The organism is Streptomyces sp. NPDC059695, assembly GCF_042733785.1.
In the GTDB taxonomy this organism is placed as follows: domain Bacteria; phylum Actinomycetota; class Actinomycetes; order Streptomycetales; family Streptomycetaceae; genus Streptomyces.
The window spans coordinates 575,412-578,129 of sequence record NZ_JBHWFF010000002.1; the positions used below are offsets into that span (position 1 = coordinate 575,412).

Here is a 2,718-nt window from a genome sequence, read left to right on the forward strand (position 1 = left end):
TCCCCGCACCCACACCCCCACCCGCCCGTGCTCCCCCCCCCCCTGCCAGGCGGGGGGGCCCCCGCCCCCCCCCCCCGCCCTCGGGGGCGCCCCGGGGGGGGGCGGGGGGGGGGCCCGTCCCCGACGTCAGGATCCGCCTACTTGTCCTTGCCGCCCTTGTCCTTGTCGCCGCCGCCGGCGCCCATGGAGTCGTAGATCTCCTTGCACATCGGACAGACCGGGTACTTCTTGGGGTCGCGCCCCGGCACCCAGACCTTTCCGCACAGCGCCACGACGGGCGTGCCGTCGAGCGCGCTCGCCATGATCTTGTCCTTCTGGACGTAGTGGGCGTAGCGCTCGTGGTCGCCGTCACCGTGGGACACCTGCGGCGTCGGCTCGACGAGGGTTCCCGTACCTGCCCCGCGCTCGGGCTCGAGAGTGCTCATAACCGCCAAGGGTACTGAAAGCCGGGGCCTCAGTTGAGGGACGGGTCGTCCGGGTACGTCGCGATCATCGCGAGTTCGCCGCGCTGGCGTCGCAGCACCTGCCGCCAGAGCGTCTCGGGGCGCGGCGAGGAGACGTCACCGGGCTCCGACTCGACCACGTACCAGGCCCCGTCGCCGAGCTCGGACTCCAGCTGACCGGGGCCCCAGCCCGCGTACCCGGCGAAGATCCGCAGCGAGCCGAGCGCCGGTCCGAGCAGCTCGGGCGGGGTCTCCAGGTCGACCAGGCCGATCGCGCCGTACACCCGCCGCCATCCGAGTGGGCCCTCGTCGCCGGGGATGACGGCGAGGCCGAGGGCCGCGTCGAGCGAGACGGGGCCGCCCTGGAAGACGACGCCGGGTTCGCCCGCGAGGGTGGCCCAGGGCGCGAGGATGTCGCCGACGGTGACCGGCGTGGGCCGGTTGAGGACGACGCCGAGCGACCCCTCGTCGTCGTGGTCGAGCAGCAGGACGACCGCGCGGTCGAAGTTCGGGTCCGCCAGCGCGGGGGTGGCCACGAGCAGCCGTCCTGTGAGCGAGGACACCTCGGTCATGCGACACATGATCCCGCATGTTCGGCGTTCGCGGGGGTTGTCGGGCGGGATGCGGGGAAGCCGGGAACCGGTGCTGTTCGGGAGGGTCGCGGTCACGGCCCCGGGGTGCCCCACGAGGACAAGCGGACGGTGACGCTCCGCAAGATCATGGGAACAGAGGGTGTTGTGCCGAATTCATTACATCTGACAGGCCCCCCGAGGCACCCGATCGGGGTCTCATGGCCCCTTACCCTTTTCTCTGGCCACCCGTCGGACCCCACTTTCGGAACGCGAGATTCATGACCGGCACAGACGATGTCCTGCTTGTCCACGGCGGTACCCCGCTGGAGGGCGAGATCCGCGTCCGCGGCGCGAAGAACCTCGTGCCCAAGGCGATGGTCGCCGCCCTGCTCGGCAGCGGCCCCAGCCGCCTGCGCAATGTGCCCGACATCCGTGACGTCCGCGTGGTCCGCGGGCTGCTCCAGCTGCACGGAGTGACGGTCCGCCCCGGCGAGGAGCCCGGCGAGCTCGTCCTCGACCCGACGCACGTCGAGTCGGCCAACGTGGCCGACATCGATGCCCACGCCGGTTCGTCGCGCATCCCGATCCTCTTCTGCGGCCCGCTGCTGCACCGCCTCGGCCACGCCTTCATCCCGGGCCTGGGCGGCTGCGACATCGGCGGCCGGCCCATCGACTTCCACTTCGACGTGCTCCGCCAGTTCGGCGCGACCATCGAGAAGCGGGCGGACGGGCAGTACCTGGAGGCCCCGCAGCGCCTTCGCGGCTGCAAGATCCGCCTGCCGTACCCCTCGGTCGGCTCGACCGAGCAGGTGCTGCTCACCGCCGTCCTCGCCGAGGGCGTCACCGAGCTGTCGAACGCGGCCGTGGAGCCCGAGATCGAGGACCTGATCTGCGTCCTGCAGAAGATGGGCGCGATCATCTCGATCAACACCGACCGGACCATCACGATCACCGGTGTCGACAGGCTCGACGGCTACACCCACCGGGCGCTCCCGGACCGCCTGGAGGCGGCCTCCTGGGCGTCGGCGGCGCTGGCGACCGAGGGCAACATCTACGTGCGCGGCGCCCAGCAGCGCTCGATGATGACCTTCCTCAACACGTACCGGAAGGTCGGCGGCGCCTTCGAGATCGACGACGAGGGCATCCGCTTCTGGCACCCGGGCGGCTCGCTCAACGCGATCGCCCTGGAGACGGACGTGCACCCCGGCTTCCAGACGGACTGGCAGCAGCCGCTGGTCGTGGCCCTGACGCAGGCCTCCGGCCTGTCCATCGTCCACGAGACGGTGTACGAGTCCCGGCTCGGCTTCACCTCCGCGCTCAACCAGATGGGTGCGCACATCCAGCTGTACCGCGAGTGCCTGGGCGGCTCCGACTGCCGCTTCGGCCAGCGGAACTTCCTGCACTCCGCGGTCGTGTCCGGCCCGACGAAGCTCCAGGGCGCCGACCTGGTCATCCCCGACCTGCGCGGCGGCTTCTCGTACCTGATCGCCGCTCTGGCGGCCCAGGGCACGAGCCGGGTGCACGGCATCGACCTGATCAACCGCGGCTACGAGAACTTCATGGAGAAGCTCGTCGAGCTCGGCGCGAAGGTCGAGCTCCCGGGCAGCGCGCTGGTCTAGACGACGGACCGGCGGGGGGGGCGGGGGGGGCGCCCCCCCCCCGGCACCGCCCCCCCCCGGCCGGGGGGCGGGCGCGCGGGCGGG

General features: G+C 72.0%; 3 protein-coding genes. 1 reads left to right on the forward strand and 2 read right to left on the reverse strand.

Annotated elements, in window-relative coordinates:
• Positions 1-137: 137 nt before the first annotated feature.
• Both ACFV2S_RS05185 and ACFV2S_RS05190 read right to left on the reverse strand, forming a co-directional pair.
• Positions 138-425, reverse strand: coding sequence for a DUF3039 domain-containing protein (locus ACFV2S_RS05185; RefSeq protein ID WP_015033918.1), 288 nt, complete (start codon positions 423-425; stop codon positions 138-140).
• Positions 426-454: 29 nt separating this feature from the next.
• The gene (locus tag ACFV2S_RS05190; protein WP_382855183.1) at positions 455-1,015 is read right to left on the reverse strand and encodes a YqgE/AlgH family protein; all 561 of its coding nucleotides are present in this window, start codon (positions 1,013-1,015) and stop codon (positions 455-457) included.
• Between the two features lie 278 nt (positions 1,016-1,293).
• Between ACFV2S_RS05190 and murA the strand changes: the two genes are divergently transcribed.
• Positions 1,294-2,634 (forward strand): UDP-N-acetylglucosamine 1-carboxyvinyltransferase, encoded by a 1,341-nt coding sequence (murA, locus tag ACFV2S_RS05195; protein ID WP_376507966.1) that lies wholly within the window; start codon positions 1,294-1,296, stop codon positions 2,632-2,634.
• The last annotated feature ends 84 nt before the right edge of the window (positions 2,635-2,718 follow it).